Annotated in this window: 14 protein-coding genes; 5 read left to right on the forward strand and 9 right to left on the reverse strand. The window is 64.7% G+C overall.

The annotated features are described in order from the left end of the window. Positions 1 to 116 precede the first annotated feature (116 nt). The 8 genes from SCA01S_RS16310 to ligR form a co-directional block, all read right to left on the reverse strand. A complete protein-coding gene (locus SCA01S_RS16310; protein WP_062787575.1) occupies positions 117 to 2,630 on the reverse strand; it encodes a TonB-dependent receptor in 2,514 nt (837 codons plus the stop codon). Positions 2,631 to 2,764: 134 nt separating this feature from the next. Then, positions 2,765 to 3,556, reverse strand: coding sequence for a CmcJ/NvfI family oxidoreductase (locus SCA01S_RS16315; RefSeq protein WP_062787576.1), 792 nt, complete (start codon positions 3,554 to 3,556; stop codon positions 2,765 to 2,767). A 91-nt stretch (positions 3,557 to 3,647) separates the two neighbouring features. After that, the gene (locus SCA01S_RS16320; RefSeq protein ID WP_022677412.1) at positions 3,648 to 4,592 is read right to left on the reverse strand and encodes a Gfo/Idh/MocA family oxidoreductase; all 945 of its coding nucleotides are present in this window, start codon (positions 4,590 to 4,592) and stop codon (positions 3,648 to 3,650) included. 183 nt (positions 4,593 to 4,775) lie between these two features. Then, entirely contained in the window at positions 4,776 to 5,636 is an 861-nt protein-coding gene (locus tag SCA01S_RS16325) for a class III extradiol dioxygenase subunit beta (protein WP_062787578.1), read from the reverse strand. Positions 5,637 to 5,638: 2 nt separating this feature from the next. Next, positions 5,639 to 6,112, reverse strand: a complete 474-nt coding sequence (gene ligA, locus SCA01S_RS16330; protein WP_062787579.1) for a protocatechuate 4,5-dioxygenase subunit alpha — start codon at positions 6,110 to 6,112, stop codon at positions 5,639 to 5,641. After that, positions 6,109 to 7,134, reverse strand: coding sequence for an amidohydrolase family protein (locus SCA01S_RS16335; RefSeq protein WP_022677415.1), 1,026 nt, complete (start codon positions 7,132 to 7,134; stop codon positions 6,109 to 6,111). Before SCA01S_RS16335 ends, ligA begins: the two co-directional genes overlap by 4 nt. Further along, on the reverse strand, positions 7,131 to 7,973 hold the full coding sequence (locus tag SCA01S_RS16340; RefSeq protein ID WP_062787581.1) for an NAD(P)-dependent oxidoreductase: 843 nt from the start codon (positions 7,971 to 7,973) through the stop codon (positions 7,131 to 7,133). The genes SCA01S_RS16335 and SCA01S_RS16340 overlap by 4 nt, the downstream gene beginning before the upstream one ends. Before the next feature lie 62 nt (positions 7,974 to 8,035). Next, positions 8,036 to 9,202: an aromatic metabolism transcription factor LigR gene (ligR, locus tag SCA01S_RS16345; protein ID WP_062787582.1), complete on the reverse strand. Its 1,167-nt coding sequence runs from the start codon at positions 9,200 to 9,202 to the stop codon at positions 8,036 to 8,038. A gap of 123 nt (positions 9,203 to 9,325) precedes the next feature. Here ligR and ligK point away from each other — a divergent pair, with 123 nt between their 5' ends. The 3 genes from ligK to SCA01S_RS16360 all read left to right on the forward strand — a co-directional run bounded on the left by ligK (position 9,326) and on the right by SCA01S_RS16360 (position 12,200). Further along, positions 9,326 to 10,000, forward strand: a complete 675-nt coding sequence (ligK, locus tag SCA01S_RS16350) for a 4-carboxy-4-hydroxy-2-oxoadipate aldolase/oxaloacetate decarboxylase (protein ID WP_028657528.1) — start codon at positions 9,326 to 9,328, stop codon at positions 9,998 to 10,000. A 159-nt stretch (positions 10,001 to 10,159) separates the two neighbouring features. Further along, a complete protein-coding gene (locus SCA01S_RS16355) occupies positions 10,160 to 11,221 on the forward strand; it encodes a 4-oxalomesaconate tautomerase (protein WP_062787584.1) in 1,062 nt (353 codons plus the stop codon). Between the two features lie 109 nt (positions 11,222 to 11,330). Further along, complete coding sequence (locus tag SCA01S_RS16360; protein WP_062787586.1) at positions 11,331 to 12,200, forward strand: amidohydrolase family protein; 870 nt, start codon at positions 11,331 to 11,333, stop codon at positions 12,198 to 12,200. Between the two features lie 40 nt (positions 12,201 to 12,240). On the opposite strand, the gene SCA01S_RS16365 is transcribed toward SCA01S_RS16360, so the two are convergent. Then, a complete protein-coding gene (locus tag SCA01S_RS16365) occupies positions 12,241 to 14,595 on the reverse strand; it encodes a TonB-dependent receptor (protein WP_062787587.1) in 2,355 nt (784 codons plus the stop codon). A gap of 254 nt (positions 14,596 to 14,849) precedes the next feature. Here SCA01S_RS16365 and SCA01S_RS16370 point away from each other — a divergent pair, with 254 nt between their 5' ends. Together SCA01S_RS16370 and SCA01S_RS16375 are read left to right on the forward strand one after the other, a co-directional pair. After that, positions 14,850 to 15,266: a secondary thiamine-phosphate synthase enzyme YjbQ gene (locus SCA01S_RS16370; RefSeq protein ID WP_062787684.1), complete on the forward strand. Its 417-nt coding sequence runs from the start codon at positions 14,850 to 14,852 to the stop codon at positions 15,264 to 15,266. 2 nt (positions 15,267 to 15,268) lie between these two features. Next, positions 15,269 to 15,670 (forward strand): acyl-CoA thioesterase, encoded by a 402-nt coding sequence (locus tag SCA01S_RS16375; RefSeq protein WP_062787589.1) that lies wholly within the window; start codon positions 15,269 to 15,271, stop codon positions 15,668 to 15,670. Positions 15,671 to 15,736 lie beyond the last annotated feature (66 nt).

Below are 15,736 nucleotides of genomic sequence, written 5' to 3' on the forward strand. Positions count from 1 at the left end.
TTCTACCACGCGACGCCCGGTTTTCAAGAGCATTCGGCCAAACAAAAGGCCTCCTTCCCGGATGGGAAGGAGGCCCAGCATGCGCCGTCAGGCCGGCACATTTCGGTAACGCTTGATCAGAAGTTGCGTTTCACCGTCACCGCCCAGGTGCGCGGCAGCCCCGGCGCACCGGCGCTGGTGCCAATCGGGCCGAAATTGGCCGTCATCGACGTGAAGTAATACTTGTTGGTCAGGTTGCGCACTTCGGCGCTGACCGACCAGGTATCGGCATCGCTCTTCCAGGTCACGCGGGCGTTGGCCAGGAAATAGTCGTCGATCCGGTTGGTTGCCGTCTGGAATGCCAGCGGGCTGGGCGTGGCGGCAGGGATCGGCGCGGTATCGACATTGGTGGGATCGACATAGATGTGCGACTGGTAGCTGCCGTCCAGGCGCACGGTGACCAGGCCCTTGAGCACGTCGGGAATGTCATAGGACAGCCCGGCGTTCCATTTCCATTCCGGCGTATAGGGCGGCACCATGCTGGCCGTCACGCCGGTGTTGGCAGTATCGACCGTGGTATATTTGAACTTGAGCCACGAGATCGAGCCATCGATCGACAGGTGATCGATCGGGCGGATGGTGGTTTCCACCTCGATCCCCTTCACATGGGCCGAACCCACGTTCTTGGGCTGGAGGCAAGGCGTGGTGGGGAACCCGGCGGTGTTCGGGCAATTCAGCACCGTCAGAATGATGTTCTTGTAATCGTTGAAGAACGCCGAAACGTTGAAGCGCAGGCGGCGATCGAACAGGTCCGATTTGAAGCCAACTTCATAGGCCGTGATCGTCTCGGGCCGGAAATCCTCCACCTGGCTGGGATAGAACGGACGCGGGTTGACGCCGCCCGAACGATAGCCGGTGGAAACCTGGGCATAGGTCATCAACTGGGGCGAGACGCGATAGTCGGCCGCCACGCGCCAATCGAGGCGCGAGGCATCGAAGGTCTTGTACAGCCCGTTGAGCGCGGCGAGCGCGCAGTTGGGCGGCTGGTTCACGCCAAACGGATAGCCGGTGCACGGCTGGATGGTGGAGCCATCGGGATTGTGGCGGACATAGCCATATTCCTTGTGGTCCCACGATTCGCGCAGGCCCCCGGTCAGCGTGAACGCTTCGAACGGCTTCCAGCTGGCATTGGCAAAGACCGCCTTGTTTGTGGCCGGCGTGGGATCGGGGCCGTGCAGGAAATCGATGCCGGCATAGTTCAGGTCGATGCGACCGGTGAACATGCCCTTGGCGTGGAAATAGAACCCGCCCAGCACGAAATCGAGCGTGTTGTTGAGCGCCTTGCCGGTCAGGCGCAGTTCCTGGCTCCACTGCGAATTGCTCTGCGCCTGGTTGAGCATTGAGGGCACGACCGGCGCGCTTTCGGCAAACGACCAGTCGGAATCATAGTGGCGATAGGCAGTGATCGATTTCAGCGCCAGGCTGGGCCCAAGCGTCCAGTCGATCGTGCCGGCAAAGCCATAGTTATCAAGGTTGGAATGGCGGTTGAGCGCCAGGGGCTTGTACGGCACCTGGTGATCCGGCCGCGCCGCATCATAGAACGTGGCATAGCTGACATAGCGCTTGTCATAGCCGCTGAGCGTGTCGCAGCTGTTGCGACCGTTGGGCACGAACCGGCAATCGAGCGGGATCGGCGCGCCATTGGTGCCATAGAGCCAGGCGCGGTTGGGGTCCTTGGTGACCGGCGATCCGGCGAACTGGGCGATGTTGTTGCCATAGATCAGCACCGAAGCGCCCGGCTCGTCACGCTCGCGCGTATAGTCGGCCGACACGTTGACCTCGACATTGGCGTCGGGCGTCCAGCGCAGCGCCACCTTGCCGGCGGCAAAGCTGGTGCCGCCCAGCGTGCCAACCTGGGGATTGGCGCCGGTGGCCATCGTCGGCACATTGGTGCCCGGATGGGTCAGCGCATAGTCGAGGATCTTGACATAGCCATCGCGGTTCTTGCTCACGCCCGACACGCGCATGGCCAGGTTGTCGGTCAGCTTGAGATCGAAATGTCCACGCAGATCAACGCGATGATAGCTGCCATAGGTGGCTTCGAACGAACCGGAATTGTCGCCCTTGGGCTTGACGCCATAGAGCTTGATCGACCCGCCCAGCGAGTTGCGCCCAGCCAGCGTGCCCTGCGGCCCGCGCAGCACTTCGACGCGGTCGAGGTCCATCAGATCGAGCAGCGAGCCGGTCAGGGTGGGCAGATAGACATCGTCCACGTACATGCCCACGCCCGGTTCGAGGGCAAAGTTGGGGTCAGACTGCCCGACGCCGCGGATGAAGGCGATGATGCCGGGGCCAAGATACTGATTTTGCGGGGCCAGCGTCACGTTGGGGGTTTGCGCCGCCACTTCGGAAATGTTGGTCTGCCCGCGCGCGGCCAGCATGGCGCCGTTGACGGCGGTGATGGCCAGCGGCGTATCCTGCAACTTTTGGTTGCGGAACTGCGCCGTCACGACGATTTCAGGCGTGGTATTGCTGGCCGTTTCGGCGGGTTTTTGCGGGGTTTCGGGCGCTGACTGGGCCAGCGCGGGGGTGGCGACGAGCGACAGCAAAGCGGCTGCCGAGCACAGCAGATCGCAGCGTGAAAACGCCATTTCGGTATCCTCCCAAGGATAGCAGCCGGATGGTTCCGGTCTGAAATCTTAGGTATCACATATGCGAAACGTTCAGCAATGCGAAATAACAGTAGGACGATTATAATTCATAACTGTTGCACAAGTGCCTCGCCTCACACCTCCCAGAAGGCAGTGGCGCGCATTTCGATGCTGACGCGCGGCGGCGCATCGGCGGGGCAGCCGGGCAGATCGAAGGCCACGTGCGGCACATGCGTGGCGCGGCGTAGATCGCTGTCGAAGGTCTTGAACACGATCGCTTCATCGGCCGTCAGGTTGGAAAACCAGTTCCAGCGATGCGCGGGATTTGCCGCGATCACATAGCTTTCGAACGACCATTCCGGCGCGCCGCCGGGCGGATCGAAGATGGCATCGGCGGCGATGCAGTCTGCCGGGGACAGGCTGCGCGCATCGCACAGCGCCAGCGGCACGTCCTGCGGCGGGGCGGAGAGCGCGCGCCACACGTTGTATTGCGCCACGCGGGCATGCGGGCGCCCGGCCGCCAGGCGCTGGGTCATCGACAGGGCCGTTGCGGGCGACACGTCGATATGGGCAAAGCGTGCCGGCATCGAATTGTCGAGGCTGCCGGCCCGGCCCGAGCGTTCGGAAAAGCGCAGGAGCCCAGCGCCGGTTACCTCCACGCGGGTGGCCCCAGTCAAGTCCTTGATCAGCGTGGCGATTTCGGGAACGTGGATGGCCTTGACCTGCGCGGCATCGGCAAAATCGGTCACCGCGCTGCGATCGCGTACCAGTTCAAAGCCTTCAACGTCGAGGCTGGTGCCGCGCCCGCGCGCGTCGCGGATAGGCATGGCCAGCGGCGCGATCTCGACTTCGTCGCGGTCATGGGCATTGGCGTAATAGCGCGGACGCGCCAGGCCGCGCCCGGAATAGGCGATTACCGCTTCCATCCTTGCATCCTTTCCCAAGGCCCGGCGCCATGATTGCGCCGTGGCCCCAACAAAAAAGGCCCGCCACGATGGGCGGGCCTGATCTTGTAGCTTAACCGGCAGCGAGCTGCTTTTCCAGTTCGCCCAACACCCGATAGCAATCGAGCACCTTGCCCACCGAGCTGTTGGGTTCGCGCCCTTCGCGGATGGCGGCGACAAATTCGCGGTCCTGCAACTCGATGCCGTTCATCGACACATCGACATGGCTGACATCGATCGGCTCTTCCTTGCCGTTCACCAGATCATCGTAGCGCGCGATATAGGTGGCGGTGTCACCGATATAGCGGAAGAACGTGCCGAGCGGGCCGTCGTTGTTGAACGAGAGCGAGAGCGTGCAGATCGCGCCGCTTTCGCTCTTGAGCTGGATCGACATATCCATGGCGATGCCCAGTTCCGGGTGGATCGGCCCTTCGACGGCATTGGCCTTGACGATCTTGCCAGCCTGATAGGCAAACAGGTCCACCGTGTGGGCCGCGTGGTGCCACAGCAGGTGGTCGGTCCACGAGCGCGCTTCGCCCTTGGCGTTGATGTTCTTGCGGCGGAAGAAATAGGTCTGCACGTCCATCTGCTGGACGTTGAATTCGCCGGCCTTGATCTTGTTGTGCACGTACTGGTGCGAAGGGTTGAAACGGCGGGTGTGGCCGACCATGCAGACCAGCCCGGTTTCCTTCTGCTTGGCCACCACCGCTTCGGCATCGGCCCAGCTATCGGCCAGGGGGATTTCCACCTGGACGTGCTTGCCCGCGTTCATGCAGGCGATCGCCTGCTCGGCATGCATCTGCGTGGGCGTGCACAGGATCACCGCATCGACATCGGGCAGTGCCAGCGCTTCTTCCAGTTCGGTGCCGGAATGGCGCGCGCCATACTTGGCCGCCACGGCCGCAGCCTGATCGGCGCGGCGGCTGATCACCGAAACGATTTCGACGCCATCGATATTCTTGAGGCCGTCGAGGTGCTTTTCGCCAAAGGCGCCGGCACCGACCAGGGCAATACGCATGGGGGTAACTCCTGTTAAGCGCCCCGCGTGGGCAGGGGCTCTGCAATCTCCCCTCCCGCTGGCGGGAGAGGGTGGGGGAGGGATTGTTGCCCCTCCTGGAAACGTGGCTTGGGGGAGCGCACTGGAACATGCCCTCCCCCGGCCCCTCCCGCGCGCGGGAGGAGGGATTACGGCGAGCTTGCCTTAGGCCGGCACGGTTTCTTCTTCGACCGGTTCGAGCACGAGGTGCCCGATCGCGGTGTTGGAGCAGGGAATGTGGTAGTGCTTGTGCAGCAGGCGGGTCTTCTCACCCAGCGCGCCGCGCATGATCAGCCACATGACCATCTCGATCCCTTCCGAGCCGGTTTCGCGCAGGTATTCGATGTGCGGAATCCAGCGCGCGGCGTCGGTATCGCCCACCAGCAGGTCCATGAACCTGTTGTCCCACTCGCGGTTGAGCAGGCCGGCGCGCTTGCCCTGAAGCTGGTGGCTCATGCCGCCGGTGCCCCAGATCTGCACGTTGAGGTCTTCGGGGAAGCTTTCCACCGCGCGCTTGATCGCCTCGCCCAGCGCCCAGCAGCGGTTGCCCGAGGGCACCGGATAGGTCACGACGTTGACGGCCAGCGGAATGACCTTGGCCGGCCAGGCCTGGGGCTGGCCGAACATCATCGAGAGCGGCACGGTCAGGCCGTGGTCCACGTCCATCTCGTTGATGATCGTCATGTCGAATTCATCGAGGATCAGGCTCTGCGCGATGTGCCAGGCCAGATCGGGATGCCCTTCCACTTCGGGCACCTGGCGCGGGCCCCAGCCTTCATCGGCCGGCTTGTAGCGCTCGCCACAGCCGATCGCGAACGTGGGCACGATCTTCATGTCAAAGGCCGAAGCATGGTCGTTGTAGACCAGGATGATCACATCCGGCTTCTGTTCCTTTTCCCACTGCCGGGTCCATTCATAGCCGGCAAAGATCGGGCCGAAATAATCGTCACCCGTCTTGCCCTGGTCCACCGCCACGCCCAGCAGGGGCACGTGGCTGGAACCGACGCCTGCGGTAATCCGCGCCATGGTCAGTTGTCCTTCCCGGTTTCCTGGGCCCGCGCGGCGGCGGCCAGGTTTTCCTTGATCGAGCGATTGCCTTCGGGCGAGCGGCCGCCTTCCAGCATCATCTGGCGGTATTCCGGCCAGGTCATGTCGGTCATCGTCGAAACCGCCTCGGCAAAGGGCAGGCCATCGGACGAGAACAGCTTGGAGAGGAAATAGACATTGCCACCCATATCCAGCAGCGTGTTGTAATCACGCGCCAAAAGCGCCTGCTTGCCTTCCTCGCTGATCTGCCATTCATCGAGATAGGCGCGCTCGTCGGCCTTGAACCGCGCGCGGTTGTCGGCGTTCATCAGGCTCATCGCGAACTGGTTGATATGATAGCCCTTGCGCGCCCGCGCGGCGGTATAGACGCGGGTGCCGGGGATATCGTCAAATTCGGCCAGATAGGCATGAATGTCGCGCGGCTTGGCGTCCGGCGCGCCCTTGGTGGTCGTCACAGGCCTCTCTCCTTCAGCTTCTCGTCTAGGCGCGGGAACACGCGGCGGGCATTGCCTTCGAAGATCGCGTGGCGCTGCGCGTCGGAAATGTTCAGCGCGTCGACATAGCGCTTGGTATCGTCGAAATAGTGGCCGGTCTGGGGATCGATGCCGCGCACGGCGCCGACCATTTCCGAACCGAACAGGATGTTCTTGGTCTCGATCACCTCGGCCAGCAGGTTCACGCCGGGCTGGTGATAGACGCAGGTATCGAAGAACACGTTGTTCATCAGGTGCCCGTCGAGTGCCGGCTTTTTCAGCATGTCGGCCAGGCCGCGATAGCGCCCCCAGTGATAGGGCACCGCGCCGCCGCCATGCGGGATGATGAAGCGCAGCGTGGGGAAGCGGCTGAACAGATCGCCTTCCAGCAGCTGCATGAACGCGATGGTATCGGCGGCGATATAATAGGCGCCAGTGGCGTGCATCGCCGGGTTGCAGCTGCCCGAGACGTGGATCATCGCCGGCACATCGAGTTCCACCATCTTTTCATAGAAGGGGAACCAAAATTCATCCGTCAGCGGCGGATGCTTGAAGTGGCCGCCGCCCGGATCGGGATTGAGATTGCAGCCGATGAAGCCCAGCTGCGTCACGCAGCGTTCCAGCTCGGCGATCGAGCTGGTCATGTCTGCCTCGGGCGACTGGGGCAGCATGCACACGCCGGCAAAGGTTTCCGGATAGAGCGCCACGACCCGCGCGATCAGGTTGTTGCAGGCCTGGGCCCAGGGCACGGCCACGCTCTGATCGCCCACGTGCGGGGCCATGGCGCTGGCGCGGGGCGAGAAGATCGTCATGTCCGCACCGCGTTCCTTGATCAGGCGCAGCTGGTTGGCTTCGATCGTTTCGCGGATGTCGTCATCGGAAATGTCGGGATAGGGCGGCGCGGGCTCGCCCGCCTTGAACGCGGCCTTCTGCGCCTCGCGCCAGGCGTCGTGCGCCTTGGGCAGCACGGTATAGTGGCCGTGGCAATCGATGATCATGGTCATTCCGCCGGTTCCTTGGTGTTGGCTGCCATAGGCGTTGTGCTTTCAAACGGGATGGTGTGGCCGGCCTGGCTGCGCTGGCGCGCGACGGTGCCGGTGGTCATCAGCGGCTCGACGCCAAGGCCGATCAGGGTCTTGGCGGATTCCTCCATCTCGGCCGCGCGACGCAGGCCGTGGGTGGTCATCCGCTCGACATTGTAGGCGGCGCGGGTGAACCAGCTGTCACCCTTCTCGCTGGCGTCGAGCGAGGACAGCACCTCTTCGACCACGCCGGCGCGGGTGGCGGCCAGCATCATCTCGGCGGTCAAGGCTTCCACGCCCTTGACCATGATCGAGCGGATCATCTTGATCGCGCTGGCGCGGCCCACGTCATCGCCCACCACGCGCACATTGGTAAAGCCAGCCTCTTGCAGCGCGGCGGCAGCATCCTGCGCGGCCGGGCCGGAGACCAGCAGCGGCACCTTGAGCCGCGCGGGATTGACCGGGGCCAGCACCGCCACGTCGACATAGCGCGCCCCGGCCGCTTCCACCGCCAGGGCGGCGGCGCGCTTGGTATCGGGAGCGACCGAGTTCATGTCGCAAAACAGCGCGCCGGGGGCGAGCATGGCGGCATGTTCCTGCGCCACGGGCAGCGCGCTGTCGGCCGTCACCAGGCTGAGCACCAGGCCGGCGCCGCCCAGGGCGCTGTCGGCGGTGGCGGCGGCCATCACCCCGGCTTCTTCCATCGCGGCGTGACGGGCGGGATCGATGTCAAACGCGCTGGCCTGGGATTCCCAACCAGCGGCCTTGGCAAAGGTCGATCCGGCTTCGCCGAACCCGATCAGGGCAAGTGTTCTCTCCATGGCGCACCTGTTGCGGCCCTTATGCAACGCATACAAATGCAAAGAGCGCGGTGGTCATAAATTTATGCGAAACCTTTCTTGGCCACTTCGCGCAGCAGGGCGACGAACGCGGCCTGTGGCGCGGTGGGCCGCCACAGCGCGCGGTGCGTCATCCCGATCGTGCGCCGCACCGGCACCGGGGTGGGCCGCGCCGCCAGCAGGCCCACGTCCAGCTCTACCGCCAATTGCGCCGGGCTGAGCAGGGTGAGCGCATCGGACCCCACCAGCAATTGCCGCACGGTGAGCACCGAGCCGCATTCGATGCCGACATGGGGCGGCGGCGCGCCGGTGGCGGCCTGCATCATCGCCTCCCAATAATGGCGCAGCGGGGTATCGCCGCCAGGCAATATCCACGGATAGTGCTGCAGGGCGGCCGGATCGAGCGGGTGGACCGGATCGGCGAGCGGATGGCCGGCGCGCATGACCAGCGCGGGGCGATCCTCGAACACGGCCTCCTGCTCCAGATCATCGAGCGCGGTGGTTTCGCGCAGGGCGCCCAACATGAAGTCGATTTCGCCATCGCGCAGCGGCCCGACCAGTTCGGCATGGCTGCCTTCGACCACGGCTACATCGACACCGGGATAGGCGGCGGCAAAGCGCAGCAGTGTTTCGGGCAGCCAGCGCGCGCGCGACAGCGGCATGGCGCCGATCACCACGCGGCCGGCCGCCTTGCCCTGCCACGCCGCCACTTCGGCCAGGCCGCTGCGCAATTCGGCCATGGCCAGGCCAAAGCCGCGCGCGCGACGGGCACCGGCCGGCGTGAGCAGCACGGTGCGGCCGCGCCGGTCGATCAGCCGCTGGCCCAGCGCCACGCCCAGATCGGCGACGGCGCGGTGCAATGACGCGGCGGAAAGCCCGGTATCCTGCGCCGCCCCGGCATAGGACCCGGCGCGCGCCAGGGCCAGGAAAGCGCGCACCTGCGTGCCGGTGACGCGGGGGGAGCCGATCTGCTCGATCGCCGCCTCGGCCCGGGGCGCCAGCAGCAGCGCCGGCTCGGTCGCGGTCATGCCGCCAGCGCCGCGTTCGAACAGCAGGCAGCCCAGGTCTGCCTCGAGCCGGGCGATGGCCTGGGTCAGCGCGGGCTGCGTCAGGTTTACCGCACGCGCGGCGCGGGTCACGCTGCCATGGCGCACGGTGGCGGCAAAGGCGGCGAAGTGACGAATGTTGAGCGCGGGGTCGGGACGGGCCATCCATCCAGACTTAGCATTTCCTTATGGCACATGCCAAACATTGCATTTGGCGCTGCCCGCCCCCGGTTCCAAATGCAGGCCATCCGTGCCGAACCGGCCAGCCATCATAGGGAGACAAGCGCCATGTCGGGTATCGTCGTGCAGAATATCGAACGGGCCGATCCCGCCGTGATCGACGGCCTGGCCGCCTGCGGCGTGGCCACCGTGCACGAGGCGCAGGGCCGCACTGGCCTGCTTGCCAGCTATATGCGCCCGATCTATCGCGGCGCGCGCATCGCCGGATCGGCCGTGACGATCAGCGCCCCTCCGGGCGACAACTGGATGGTCCATGTCGCGATCGAACAGCTGCAAGCGGGCGATATCCTGCTGCTGGCCCCGACCTCGCCCTGCGAAGACGGCTATTTCGGTGACCTGCTCGCCACCTCGGCCCAGGCGCGCGGCTGCCGCGGCCTGGTCATCGATGCCGGGGTGCGCGATGTGCGCGATCTGACCGAGATGCAGTTCCCGGTGTGGTCCAAGGCGATCTACGCGCAAGGGACGGTCAAGAACACGCTGGGCAGCGTCAACGTGCCGGTGGTCTGCGCCAATTGCGCGGTGAACCCGGGCGACGTGATCGTGGCCGACGACGATGGCGTGGTGGTGGTGCCGCGCGCCAAGGCCGCAGAGGTGCTGAAAGCCGCCCAGGCGCGTGAAGCTAACGAAGGCGAAAAGCGCGAGAAGCTGGCCAACGGCGTGCTCGGCCTCGACATGTACAAGATGCGCGAGCGGCTGGAGAAGGAAGGCTTGAAGTACGTTTGATGGATTGAAGGGGCCCCTCCGTCAGGCCCTGCGGGCCTGCCACCTCCCCACCGCTACGCGGCAGGGAGGATCTGGGCTCCTCCCCATGCAATGGGGAGGGGGACCGCCGCTACCGGCGGCGGTGGAGGGGCCCCTTCCCGCACCCAAGGAGCAAGACCCATGACCACCGGTTTTTCCGCCCCCTGCATGTGGATGCGCGGCGGCACGTCGAAGGGCGGCTATTTCCTCAAGAGCGACCTGCCCACCGACGTGGCGGCGCGCGATGCCTTTCTGCTGGCGGTGATGGGCTCGCCCGATCCGCGCCAGATCGACGGGATGGGCGGCGCCGATCCGCTGACCAGCAAGGTGGCCGTGGTGAGCAAGTCCACGCGCGAGGGGATCGATGTCGATTACCTGTTCCTGCAGGTCTTCGTCGACCAGGCGATCGTGACCGACGCGCAGAACTGCGGCAATATCCTGGCAGGCGTTGGCCCGTTTGCGATCGAGCGCGGGCTGGTGGCGGCAACCGGCGATGAAACCCGCGTGGCGATCTTCATGGAAAACACCGGGCAAGTGGCCGTCGCCACGGTGCAGACGCCGGGCGGCACGGTCAGCTATGCCGGCCAGGCCGCGATCGATGGCGTGCCGGGCACCCATGCGCCGGTGCCGCTGGAATTTCGCGATACCGCCGGTTCCTCGTGCGGGGCGCTGCTGCCCACCGGCAACGTGGCCGATACGATCCAGGGCGTGGCCGTGACGCTGATCGACAATGGCATGCCCTGCGTGGTGATGAAGGCCGAAGATCTGGGCATCACCGGCTATGAAGACCGCGAATGGCTGGACAATGCGACCGACCTGAAAGCGCGGATCGAGGCGATCCGGCTGGAAGTGGGCCCGCTGATGAACCTGGGCGACGTGAAGGAAAAGTCGGTGCCCAAGATGATGCTGGTGGCCCCGCCCAAGCACGGTGGCGCGGTGACCGTGCGCAGCTTCATCCCGCATCGCGCCCATGCCACGATCGGGGTGCTGGGCGCGGTGTCTGTGGCGACGGCCTGCCTGCTCGAAGGCTCTCCGGCGGCCGAGGTCGCGCAGGTGGGCGACGGCAGCCGCAAGACCCTGTCGGTGGAGCATCCCACCGGCGAAATGAGCTGCGTGCTGGAAGTGGACGAGAGTGGCGCGGTCAAGACTGCCGCCCTGCTGCGCACCGCGCGCAAGCTGATGGATGGGGTGGTGTTCGGGTAAACGTGTGCTTCTCGCCCTGCGACAGGCTCAGGGCGAACGGCGTGCGAGATTTCAAATAGGTTGCCGTTCGGGCTGAGCGTGTCGAGGCCCGGTTTTCAAGGACAAGACCATGACCGACCGTATCATTTCCTGGCACGGCAACCCGTCGAAGCCGCGCTATACCCCGCCGGCCGGCGCGATCGATGCGCATTGCCATGTGTTTGGCCCGATGGCGCAGTTTCCGTTCAGCGCCAAGGCCAAGTACCTGCCCGAGGACGCCGGGCCGGATATGCTGTTTGCGCTGCGCGATCACCTGGGCTTTGCCAAGAACGTGATCGTCCAGGCGAGCTGCCATGGCACCGACAATGCAGCGACGCTCGACGCCATTGCCAAGAGCAACGGGAAAGCGCGCGGCGTCGCCGTGGTCGATCCGGCGATTTCCGAGGCTGATCTCGCCGCGCTGCACGTGGGCGGCATCCGTGGCATCCGCTTCAATTTCTTGAAGCGGCTGGTGGATGATGCGCCCAAGGACAAGTTCCTGGACGTGGCCAAGCGCCTGCCCAAGGGCTGGCACGTGGTGATCTATTTCGAGGCCGATATCCTGGAGGAACTGCGCCCGTTCATGGACGCCATTCCCGTGCCCTTGGTGATCGACCACATGGGCCGGCCCGACGTGACCCAGGGGCCCGATGGAGCCGACATGAAGGCGTTCCGCGCGTTCCTCGATTCGCGGCCCGATATCTGGTTCAAGGCGACCTGCCCGGACCGGCTCGACCCATCAGGGGACCCGTGGAATGCCTTTGCCGAGGCCGTGGCGCCGCTGGTGGCGGACTATCAGGACCGCGTGCTGTGGGGCACCGACTGGCCGCATCCCAACATGCAGGATGCCATTCCCGATGACGGGCACCTGGTCGACATGATCCCGCGCATCGCACCGACCGAGGAATTGCAGCGCAAGCTGTTGATCGACAATCCAACCAAGCTCTATTGGGCCGATTGAGCAACGAAGGGGGCGAGATGATCGCCCCCTTTCTTGTGGGTCAGAATGCATAGCCCAGGGTGAGCACGGCCGAGCGCCCCTCACCCGGCACGGCCCAGCCATTGTTGCGGATCGACGTGTAGTACTTCTCGTCGGTCAGGTTCTGCACGTTGATCTGCGCGGAAAGGCCGTTGTCCAGCTTGTAGCCCAGCGAAATGCGGTGGGTGAGATAGGACGGCGCCTTGTACATCGGCGCGCCGGTGGAATTGGTGAGATACCAGCTGCCCTGGTAGGTGAGGCCATAGCCCACCTCCAGCCCGAACGGCAGGTGATAGCTGGTGTAGAGGCTGCCCGACCAGCGTGGCGTGTTGGTGACCGGGTTGCCGGCCTGCACGTCGCTGGCGGGGCAGGTCACGCTACCGCCCGTGGGCAGCGTCTGCGTGGCGCCCAGGTGGTTCTTGCAGTAATTCGAGATCGACTGCTTGATCACGCCATCGAGGTACATGGCATTCGCAAAGATCGTCCACGCGGGCGTGATCTTGCCCGACAGGCCCAGCGACACGCCATCGACCTGGCTGCGCCCGTCGAGCACGTTGGTGGTGCCGACCAGCGGATCGTTGGCGGCGACGGGATAGTTGGTGCGCTCGTTGCGGAACACCGAGGCGGTCAATTGCAGCTTGCCCTGCGCCAGATCGACCTTGCCGCCCAGTTCGAAATTGACGGCGGTTTGCGGGGCGACGTTGCAGGGGTCGCCCAGCAGGGTCGTGCTGGTCACGCCGCAACCGCTGCGCACGGTGGACGAGGCCGGTGTCTTGCTGTTGCCGTAAGCGACATAGAGGCTGGCGTTGGCCACCGGCTTGTAGACCAGGCCCAGGCGATAGCTGAACAAGTCGTCGGTGTTGTTCTGCGGCGCACCGGTGGTCACCGCGCCGCTGACCGCCACGGTGTCGCTGCGATAGCGGGCGCGGTTATTTTCCCAGCGAATACCGCCGTTCACTTCGAACCCGCCGCCCAGCTTGACCGCATCGAACGCATAGAGCGCGATGTTGCGGGTGGAGCCATGGGCAATTGCCGTGGTGATGTAGTTTACCGGCCCGGTATAGACGGCATTGGGATTGGCGATGTTGATCGCATCGAGTGTGGGCGTGGTGCCATTGGCATTGCGTAACCCGTTGCCGGAAACGACGTCATAATCTTCCTGCGAGTATGCCGCGCCCAGTGCCAGAGTGTGTTCGAGGCCGAAGGTGGAGACCTTGGCGGAAAGATCAAGCTGGTCATACCAGATCGAGGTGTCGGTCAGGCGGAACAGCCCGCGCGGACCGCTGGGGTAATAGGTGCCCGCCGCCTGGGTTGATGAGCAGGCCGTGGCCGCGCCGGTCGAATTGGCCAGCGTACCGTTGGCCAGGCACCAGGCACCCTGCGGCGGATCGACGAAGGTATCCTGCTTGACCTTTTGGTAGCGTGCCAGATTGCGGATCGAGACCGCATCGGAAAAGCGGTGGTCGAGGATGGCGGTGGCCTGGTCCACCGTCTGTTCCTGGCGATCGTAGTTCTTGTATCCGTAATAGCCGGCATAGCTGGCGCCGGGCAGCAAGCCGCCATAAACCGCGTAATAGGGCACGCCATATTGCGGGATATTCTTGTCACGCTGGTGCAGATACAGCAGCGTCAGGCTGGTATCGCCGGTCAGCCCGAACTTGACCGACGGCGCCACGCCCCAGCGGCGGCTGTATTCGAAATCGCGGCCGGGCACATCGGCGCTGTGGCCCATGACGTTGAGGCGCACGGCGACCTCGCTGCCCAGCTGCCAGTTGCTATCCACCGTGCCGCGCCAGTAATTGGCCGTGCCCACCCCGCCCTGCACGGTGGTGCTGGTTTCGTCCTTGGGCCGCTTGCTGACCAGGTTGACCGTTCCGCCGATCGAGCCCGAGCCGCTGAACACCGAATTGGCACCATTGGTCACTTCCACCTGTTCGATGTTGAACAGGTCGCTGCGGGAATACTGCGCGCTGTCGCGCACGCCATCGATCTGGATATCGGTATTGGCGCTCTGCCCACGCAGATTGATGCTGTCACCATAGCCGCCGCCGCCTTCGCCCGCGCCCAGGGTAATGCCGGGCAGGATCGACAGCGCATCTTTCAATGACAGCAGGTTCTGCGCCTCGATCACCGCGCGGCCGACCACGGTGACGGTCTGCGGCGTATCGAGCAGCGGGCGCACGTACTTGGGCGATTCCGCCCGCTCTACCTTGACCGGGGCTTGCGCGATCGCGGTATCGGTCACGGTCACCCCGCCCAGCACGGTTTGCGCGGCATCCTGGGCCTGGGCCGGCATGGCGGCGATCACGCCGATACAGCCGGCGGCGAGAAATGCGGGACGCAAGGGCGAGGTGGCAGGCACGTGCCCGCTTGGCATGGGTGACGCGCGACGAGACCGGGATGCATTGATCATGATGGAATTTTTCCCCTTTGCTCGGATCGGGCAGCGGCGCCCGGTCCGGATGGGTAGCGCTTTATTGCGAGTGATTTTCATAATCAACCATGTTGATAATGATTCTCATTTTTTATCGTGCCGCGCAAAACCGGGGTGACATGGTCGGCGCCCCATGCCAGGCTGATGCGGTCATGAGCCAAGCCCTTCACCCCGCAGACGCGGTGCACGCCGCGCCGCTGCGCCAGGCCAGCACCACGCTGACCCTGCATACGCCCGGCCCCGGCCTGCACGAATTCACCCGCGAAACCGCGCAGTGGGTGGCGGCCCAGGGCATGAATAGCGGGCTGCTCACGCTGTTCTGCCGCCACACCTCGGCCTCGCTGTGCATCCAGGAAAATGCCGCGCGCGAGGTGCGTGGCGATATCGTGCGCTGGCTCGATCGCCTGGCACCGGAAAGCGCGGCCTATGCCCACGACGACGAAGGTTCGGACGACATGCCGGCCCATTTGAAAAGCATTCTGACCGGGGTGAGCCTGTCGATCCCGCTGATCGGCGGGCAGCTCGCGCTTGGTACCTGGCAAGGCATCTACCTGTGCGAGCACCGCCGCATGGCGCATCGCCGCCAGATCGTGCTGCACCTGGTGGGTGCCTGATCATGACGGCTCGGTTTTCTTGCACGTTCACCGCCCTGCCCGAGCATATCGACGAGCTGGGCCATGTGAACAACGCGGTGTGGGTGCGCTGGATGGAACAGATCGCCACGCGGCATTGGGAAACGGTGGCGCCACCGGAACACGTGGCGGCCTATGTCTGGGTGGTGACCCGGCACGAGATCGACTATCGCGGCAATGTTGGCCAAGGCGAGAGCGTGGTGGCCACCACCTTCATTCCCGATCCGCCCCACGGCGCGCGGTTCGACCGCTGCGTCGATTTCGCCAACGCGACCGGCAAAGTGATCGTCAGCGCGCGCACGACCTGGGCCCTGATCGATAAAAGCAGCGGACGCCTGGTTCGCGTTCCTGCAGAAGTGGCAGCGCCCTTTTACTCTCAGGCGTAAAGCATTGCTGGAACAATATGTAAAATAGCGTATTATGGCGCCAAGTTGGATCTATTCTGTTTTTTG

The sequence above is a fragment of the Novosphingobium capsulatum NBRC 12533 genome (assembly GCF_001598375.1).
In the GTDB taxonomy this organism is placed as follows: domain Bacteria; phylum Pseudomonadota; class Alphaproteobacteria; order Sphingomonadales; family Sphingomonadaceae; genus Novosphingobium; species Novosphingobium capsulatum.

Bases quoted from the DNA above. Each gene is read 5' to 3' on its own strand.
- ligK (WP_028657528.1), top strand. From the start codon at position 9,326: ATGTCGGGTATCGTCGTGCAGAATATCGAACGGGCCGATCCCGCCGTG.
- SCA01S_RS16320 (WP_022677412.1), bottom strand. From the start codon at position 4,592: ATGCGTATTGCCCTGGTCGGTGCCGGCGCCTTTGGCGAAAAGCACCTC.
- SCA01S_RS16325 (WP_062787578.1), bottom strand. From the start codon at position 5,636: ATGGCGCGGATTACCGCAGGCGTCGGTTCCAGCCACGTGCCCCTGCTG.
- SCA01S_RS16340 (WP_062787581.1), bottom strand. From the start codon at position 7,973: ATGGAGAGAACACTTGCCCTGATCGGGTTCGGCGAAGCCGGATCGACC.
- SCA01S_RS16335 (WP_022677415.1), bottom strand. From the start codon at position 7,134: ATGACCATGATCATCGATTGCCACGGCCACTATACCGTGCTGCCCAAG.
- SCA01S_RS16375 (WP_062787589.1), top strand. From the start codon at position 15,269: ATGACGGCTCGGTTTTCTTGCACGTTCACCGCCCTGCCCGAGCATATC.
- SCA01S_RS16360 (WP_062787586.1), top strand. From the start codon at position 11,331: ATGACCGACCGTATCATTTCCTGGCACGGCAACCCGTCGAAGCCGCGC.
- SCA01S_RS16355 (WP_062787584.1), top strand. From the start codon at position 10,160: ATGACCACCGGTTTTTCCGCCCCCTGCATGTGGATGCGCGGCGGCACG.
- SCA01S_RS16315 (WP_062787576.1), bottom strand. From the start codon at position 3,556: ATGGAAGCGGTAATCGCCTATTCCGGGCGCGGCCTGGCGCGTCCGCGC.
- SCA01S_RS16365 (WP_062787587.1), bottom strand. From the start codon at position 14,595: ATGCCAAGCGGGCACGTGCCTGCCACCTCGCCCTTGCGTCCCGCATTT.
- SCA01S_RS16310 (WP_062787575.1), bottom strand. From the start codon at position 2,630: ATGGCGTTTTCACGCTGCGATCTGCTGTGCTCGGCAGCCGCTTTGCTG.
- ligR (WP_062787582.1), bottom strand. From the start codon at position 9,202: ATGGCCCGTCCCGACCCCGCGCTCAACATTCGTCACTTCGCCGCCTTT.